Raw genomic sequence first — 6,767 nt, forward strand, 5'->3', positions numbered from 1 at the left:
ACCCGGCTCAATCTGGAACGCGCGCTGAAGATCCTCCAGCAGATCGGCTGGATCAAGATCAAGCCGAACGCCAATCCGGTGGATGTCACCGAGCGCGACGTGATCGCCAATCCGGCGGGAATCAAGATCGTGCCGCTGGAATCGGCGCAGGCGCCACGCGCTCTGGACGATGTGGATTTTGCCGCGATCCAGGGGAATTTCGCGATCTTCAGCGGCTACAAGCTGACCGATGCCCTTGCGCTAGAACAGATGACGCCGCCGTACATCAATCAGGTCGTGGTCAAGGCCGCGAACAAGACCGCTCCGGTGACGCAGGCGATTGTCAGTGCGTACCAGTCGCCATCATTTCAGCAAGCGATCCTGAACAACCATTTCTACGATGGCTTCCGCTTGCCCGAGTATTTCGCCCGCAAGCAATAGATTTGCCGCAAGTTGCCAGCCTGAAGAGAAGCCGCGCGTTACACCCCATGTTGCTAAGATGGCGGCTCTTTTTGCCATTTGAACGACATGGTCACCACGCCCATCACCCCGGCGCTGTTACGCGGCGCTCTCGAATACGAACACACCGGACGGGGCGTGATGCCGCATCGCCTGCCTCAGCGTGCGCGTGTTCAATGCGCCGATCCTCAACTGGCGATGGCCGAGGCGCAGCCCTCGGGCGTACGGCTGATATTCCGTACGCACGCGACGAATATCGAACTCGATGTCCTGCCTACGCGTTATTTGTACGCCGGCGCCCCGCCACGGCCGGCGGGCGTGTACGACCTGCTTGTCGATGGCAAGCTCCTGCGCCAAAGCAGCGCATCCGGTGGCGACATCGTGACGATCGACATGGCGACTGGCACGGCATCGAAGCATTCGGGTCCGGTCGCCACTCTCCGGTTCAACGACCTCCCTGCTCACGACAAGACAATCGCAATCTGGCTGCCGTACAACGAAATCACCGAGCTGATCGCGCTGCGTACCGACGCGAAAATCGACCATGCCGCCGATACCGGACGAAAGGTCTGGCTGCATCATGGAAGCTCGATCAGCCATGGTTCGAACGGCGACAGCCCCACCTCGACATGGCCTGCGCTCGCCGCCTCCCTCGGCGGCGTGGAGCTGATCAATCTCGGCTTCAGCGGCAGCGCATTACTCGACCCGTTCACCGCGCGAGCGATGCGCGACACACCCGCCGATCTGATCAGCCTGAAAATTGGCATCAACCTGGTCAACACCGACATGATGCGCCTGCGCGCGTTCACGCCGGCGGTGCACGGCTTTATCGATACGATCCGCGATGGTCATCCGGCCACGCCGCTGCTGATCATCTCGCCGATCCACTGCCCGATACACGAGGACACGCCCGGCCCGGGCGCGTTCGATCTCACCGCGCTTGCAGGTGGCAAGGTTTCGTTTCGCGCGACGGGCGACCCTGCCGAGCGCACGTCCGGGAAACTGACGCTGACCGTCATCCGCGATGAACTGCGGCGCATCGCAGAGCAGCGCGCCGCCGATGACCCCCATCTTCATTATCTCGACGGACTCGCGCTCTACGGTCAAGCCGATTTCGCCGAGCTGCCGCTGCCGGATCAACTGCATCCGGATGGCCGCACGCATCGGCGCATGGGCGAACGTTTTGCGAAGCTCGCGTTCGGGCGTGATGGTTTGTTTGGCATCGAGTAATCGACGCCACACGCCTCCGCGCTTGCGGTTTAACTACGCCGTTTCTTCGACAACACGATGGTCTCGAAGAGCTCGTAGTCCGCGGTCGGCGTCTGGTCGGCGCCGGGCGCGTGATAGTAGTTCATCGTGATCGTCGTATTGCCATGCCGTGTGCCGGGATCGTGATCGAATACCGCGATGCCGTAGCCCGTTCCCGTATCGCGCTGAGCCGACCAGATTGCGTCTTCCAGTGCATCGGCCGGGCGGCGCAAGAACGTATTGGCCGACGTGCCGGGTATGGGGCGATTCGGCTTGGTGAAGATTTGCGCCTGCGGGTTCCCCGTGCCGGCATCGAGCCCGTAGACATCGAGCGGCGCGCTCGTGCCGCCGCCACCGAGAATCAGGTGAACAGTACCGTGCGATGTATCGATAGGTTCGTTCGCGCGGCGAGCCGTCGCGACGGGTTTCGGCTGCAGCGTATCGACGCGCTCGCCGGTGACCGCATCGAATCCTGCATGGTGATTGCAGCCGCGCACCGGATGGCTGCGCTCGTAGTCATGATCGTGGCCGCACAGCACGAGGTCGACGCCGTATTGATCGAAGAGCGGCAGCCATGCTTCCCGAATGCCTTTGTCCGACCCGTTGCCCGTCTTCGATGAACTCAGCGCATCCTGATGCATCTGCACGATGATCCAGTCGATGTCGTCGTCATCGGCCGCATGGCGCAAGGTCTTTTCGAGCCAGCGCGTCTGCTCACCCTTGCTGTAGCCGCGTATGTAGAACGAGGTGCCGGGTTCGACTGGCGGATTGCCGGTGCTCGCGGCCGGCACCAGCGGATTGGGCCCGGCCACGAAAGCCGCGGCGTCCTGATAGACGACATCGTCTGCATCCAGCGATACAAACAGGAGCGAACTCACACGAAAGCTGTACCAGCGGCCGCGAAAACGCGTGCCGTTGTCGGGCAGTGTGTAACGTGTGAGATACGAATCGAAGCCCTGCTCGCCGTTGTGGAACTCGACCTCATGGTTGCCCGGACATGGCATCCACGGCCGATTGGCCGCCGACGTCTGCGCGTTGTTGCCGAAATCTCGCCACACTTCCGGTTGATGCGCCGGGTTGAGGTTGGCGTAGCAAAGATCGCCGTTGAGCAGATGAAACAACGGCTGGAAGCGCTCGACGGCTTGCACGGCAAAACGGCTTTGCGGCGATGACAGCACCCAGCCGGTGTTGGGCGTCGCGAGGTCGCCGTAGCTCGTGAAGCGAAACGGCGCACGGCCGCGCGGCGCGGTCCGGAACGAGGCGCTGAACGGCTGCCCGGTGTTGCTGTCGTTATCGGCGGTGACTTCGTACTGGTATTCCGTATGCGGCTCCAGGCCGTGAATTACCGCGTGGTAGGTGCAGACAATCTCGCCGTTCAAGCCGTCGGTATAAGTGCGCTGCACGCCGTGCACGACCCTCGCGTGACCATTGCCCGCCGTGCTCACGCGAACGCGCGGATTGGCGGCCGGCGCGAGCGATGCCCAGCTCACGACCACTTCCTTCGATGGATCGTCGCCCCAGGTCAAATGAATCTGCTCGGGTGTGCCATCGCGCGCGGTATCGGCGGCACGCGCTGCGCCGGTCATGGTGGTCGCGGCGCTCGCCAGCGACGACGCGCCGGCAAGCTTGAGGAAGTTGCGTCTCGATACGGTGGCAACGGGATCGGTTCTAGTCTTGTTCGGCATGTCAGGGTCTCGCTCCGGGGATTTTATGGGCCGACAACTGAATCCATTATTGCGAGCGGTATTACCCCGTTATGACATTCGCCATACTTTCCGGAATGGCGAAGCCGATCAACCCGCCGCCGCCCTCAGCGTGACCACGTCACGCCGCGGCGGTGCGCCAAACATGCGCGCATATTCGCGGCTGAATTGCGATGCGCTTTCGTAGCCGACCTGGAACGCAGCCGTCTCTGCATTGGCCGCGTCCGTCAGCATCAGCCGCCGCGCTTCGAGCAGGCGCAACTGCTTCTGGTACTGCAGCGGTGTCATCGATGTCAGCGTCTTGAATTGCCGATGAAACGCCGACGGACTCATCTGCGCCTGCAACGCGAGTTCCTCGATGCGCACCGCTTCAGCAAAACGGTTACGCAACGAGTGGATCACGCTCACCACCCGGTGCGCGTGACTATTGCCGAGCACGATCGCCGCGACGTCGGCGGCACGCGGGCCCGTGAGCAGCCAATAACAGATTTCCCGCATGATCGATGGATAAAGCATCGGGATGGCTTGCGGCGTGCCGATCAGGCGCATCAGACGCAATGCGCAATCAGCGAGCGGCCCGTCGAAGTCGGTGACAAAGACGCCGTGCGCCGATTCGCCGTTCGCACCGGCCTCCGGATGGTTCGCGCCTTCGGTCGTGGCCAGCCCTTCGAACACATCGCGCATCACGGCCAGGTCGAATTCGACCACGATGCCAAGAAACGGCTCCGTTCTGCTCGCTTCGACCACGCGCCCGACCGCCGGCATCTCGACGCTGACGACCAGCGCCTGACCGGCACGATAGTGGAACCGCTGATTGCCGAAGATCGTCCATTTCGCGCCCTGCACGACGATGCACAACGCCGGCTTGAAAATGAGGTGCGACGGCTGCTTTTCGCGATTCGAACGCAGGATCATCACGCCCTTGACGGGCGTCAGGTAGGGGCCGTCACCAGGCTGGGCGTCGGTGTAACGGGTGACGGCTTCGAGCAGGGCATCGTTGGACATGGGCGGAATTCTTTAGGCGCTGGAACCCCGATCATATAGGCGTTTCGAGAAAAAAAACGCGTGACAGGATCAGGCAAGAAGTGTCCAAGTTCGGGCATTCTGATCTTCGCCTGGCGCGCGTATCGTTGGTCGGACACGAACCCAGTGAAACACAACGGAGTCCATCAATGCCTGATCAAAACACCCCGAAGATCGCAATCGTCACGGGCGGCAGCCGCGGCCTCGGCCGCAACACGGTACTGAACCTGGCAAAGCGCGGTATCGATTCGATCTTCACATATCACTCGAATCGCGCCGAAGCCGATCAGGTCGTCGCAGCAGTGCGCGAAGCAGGACGCAACGCAGGACGCAACGCGATCGCCATTCAACTCGATACCGCCAACACCGCCTCCTTCGATACCTTCACGCAAAACGTTCGTGACGCGCTCTCAAAGCTGGGCGCAGAGCGTTTCGATTTTCTTGTCAACAACGCGGGCACGTCGTTGCACAAAGCGTTTCACGAGACCACCGAAGCCGAACTGGACGCCGTCTACGCGGTCCATTTCAAGGGCGTGTTTTTCCTCACGCAAAAGCTGCTGCCGCTCATCAACGATGGCGGCCGCATCGTGAATATCTCTTCGGGTCTCGCGCGGTTTTCGTTTCCCGGAAGCAGTGCGTATGCGTGCATGAAGGGCGCGGTCGAGGTGCTCACGCGTTATCTCGCGAAAGAACTCGGCGAGCGCCGCATTACCGTCAACACGGTGGCGCCTGGCGCGATCGCGACGGATTTCAGCGGCGGCATGGTCCGCGACAATCCGGACCTGAACAAGCTGATTGCCGGCATGACATCGCTTGGCCGCGTGGGTCATCCCGACGATATCGGCCCGATGATCGCGGCGCTTCTCTCCGAAGATAACCGCTGGGTCAACGCGCAGCGCATCGAGGTATCGGGCGGCATGATCATCTGAGCCGCTGCGCCCGGTGTTTCATATCAAGGGCAGCGTGAGCCGGATATGCTCGGCGAACACCTTGATCAGATGCGACGGGCGTGCCCGCTCGAACTTCAGCGTAATGCCGATGCCGGGCAACGCGGGAAGTCCGGGATCGCCATTGAGAATGCAGAGATCCGGCGCGACGGCCGTCTGCGTGATGACGGCCACGGCCTGCCCCGAGCGGACCAGGGCCGTGAGACCGGCAAGACTGCTGCTCGCATAAGCGATGCGATACGCCCTGCCCGCGCGCTGCAACGCTTCGCAGGCTGCGACGTGATCGAGCGTGTCCGGATCGGAAAGCGCCAGCGGCAACGGGTCGAAGTGCGCGGCGTCCAGTCCCGGATAACCCACCCAGACCAGCGGCTCACGGCGGATGATGTCGTCGTTCGGGGCATTCTCCGGTAGCGAAATCATCGCCAGGTCCAGCGCGTGCATGTCCAGTTGTTCGAGCAATCGCGGCGTGGGCGCGCATACGACCTCCACCAGCGCATCCGGGTGCCGGCTCGAAAACTGCCGCAGCAAATGCGGCAGGAAAACCGTGGCGTAGTCGTCCGGACATCCAAAGCGAATCGTTCCCGACAAGCCTTTGCCGGACAGATCGGCCATTGCTTCGTCGTGCATGCGCAAAATGCGTTGGGCGTGGATCAGCAGGCGTTCGCCCGGGTTGGTCAACACCACGCCGCGACCTGTGCGCTGAAACAGCGGCTGATCGACGATCTCTTCAAGACGCTTCATCTGCTGGCTCAGCGCGGACTGGGTCCGGCCAATCCGGCTGGCCGCGTGGCTGAGCGTCCGGACTTCGGCCACGACGGTGAACGAACGCAGCAGGTCGATTTCGAGTGAAAGGCTCAAGGTATAAGACTCGCTTCTATCTTCCATTAGAACTATTCGATTCTATGAAACCAGAGAGCGAACTAGACTGCAAGCTATTCCGCCTATTCCGCTTGTCTAGGTTTTATTCCTGCCATTCGCCAAGGAGCAGCAACGTGTCCAGAAACGACGATGCAACCTTCTGGCATAACGCCAGACATCACCTCATCCGCTACGGCGGCACCTTCGAGCCGTTGATCATCGAGCGTGCCAAAGGCAGCTTCGTCTACGACGCAGACGGCCGCGCGATCCTGGACTTCACATCGGGGCAAATGAGCGCGGTGCTCGGGCACAGCCATCCTGAGATCGTGGCGGTCATCAACGAATACGCCGGCAAGCTCGACCACCTCTTCAGCGGCATGCTGTCCCGGCCAGTGGTCGATCTCGCGACCCGCCTCGCCGACATCACGCCCGAAGGACTCGACCGCGCACTGTTGCTGAGCACGGGCGCGGAATCGAACGAAGCCGCCATCCGCATGGCGAAGCTGGTCACGGGCAAGTACGAAATCGTAGGGTTTGCGCAGTCCTGGCA

Annotated in this window: 7 protein-coding genes; 4 read left to right on the plus strand and 3 right to left on the minus strand. The window is 61.9% G+C overall.

Going from position 1 to position 6,767, the window contains the following annotated elements:
• On the plus strand, positions 1-420 hold a 420-nt coding region (locus tag ACFFAR_RS20440), incomplete at its 5' end, for a MetQ/NlpA family ABC transporter substrate-binding protein (protein ID WP_375508359.1).
• Between the two features lie 87 nt (positions 421-507).
• Complete coding sequence (locus ACFFAR_RS20445; RefSeq protein WP_174364575.1) at positions 508-1,668, plus strand: GDSL-type esterase/lipase family protein; 1,161 nt, start codon at positions 508-510, stop codon at positions 1,666-1,668.
• A gap of 29 nt (positions 1,669-1,697) precedes the next feature.
• On the opposite strand, the gene ACFFAR_RS20450 is transcribed toward ACFFAR_RS20445, so the two are convergent.
• Positions 1,698-3,371, minus strand: coding sequence for a fibronectin type III domain-containing protein (locus ACFFAR_RS20450; RefSeq protein WP_174364574.1), 1,674 nt, complete (start codon positions 3,369-3,371; stop codon positions 1,698-1,700).
• Between the two features lie 108 nt (positions 3,372-3,479).
• Positions 3,480-4,394, minus strand: coding sequence for an AraC family transcriptional regulator N-terminal domain-containing protein (locus ACFFAR_RS20455; protein ID WP_174364573.1), 915 nt, complete (start codon positions 4,392-4,394; stop codon positions 3,480-3,482).
• 167 nt (positions 4,395-4,561) lie between these two features.
• Between ACFFAR_RS20455 and ACFFAR_RS20460 the strand changes: the two genes are divergently transcribed.
• Positions 4,562-5,341: an SDR family NAD(P)-dependent oxidoreductase gene (locus tag ACFFAR_RS20460; RefSeq protein ID WP_086381611.1), complete on the plus strand. Its 780-nt coding sequence runs from the start codon at positions 4,562-4,564 to the stop codon at positions 5,339-5,341.
• Positions 5,342-5,359: 18 nt separating this feature from the next.
• Here the strand turns inward: ACFFAR_RS20460 and ACFFAR_RS20465 are convergent, their stop codons facing one another.
• Positions 5,360-6,244, minus strand: coding sequence for a LysR substrate-binding domain-containing protein (locus ACFFAR_RS20465; RefSeq protein ID WP_375508360.1), 885 nt, complete (start codon positions 6,242-6,244; stop codon positions 5,360-5,362).
• 107 nt (positions 6,245-6,351) lie between these two features.
• Between ACFFAR_RS20465 and ACFFAR_RS20470 the strand changes: the two genes are divergently transcribed.
• Positions 6,352-6,767, plus strand: a 416-nt coding sequence (locus ACFFAR_RS20470; RefSeq protein WP_375508361.1) for an aminotransferase class III-fold pyridoxal phosphate-dependent enzyme, incomplete at its 3' end; no start/stop codon positions are given.

Source organism: uncultured Caballeronia sp., from assembly GCF_964243625.1.
In the GTDB taxonomy this organism is placed as follows: Bacteria; Pseudomonadota; Gammaproteobacteria; order Burkholderiales; family Burkholderiaceae; genus Caballeronia.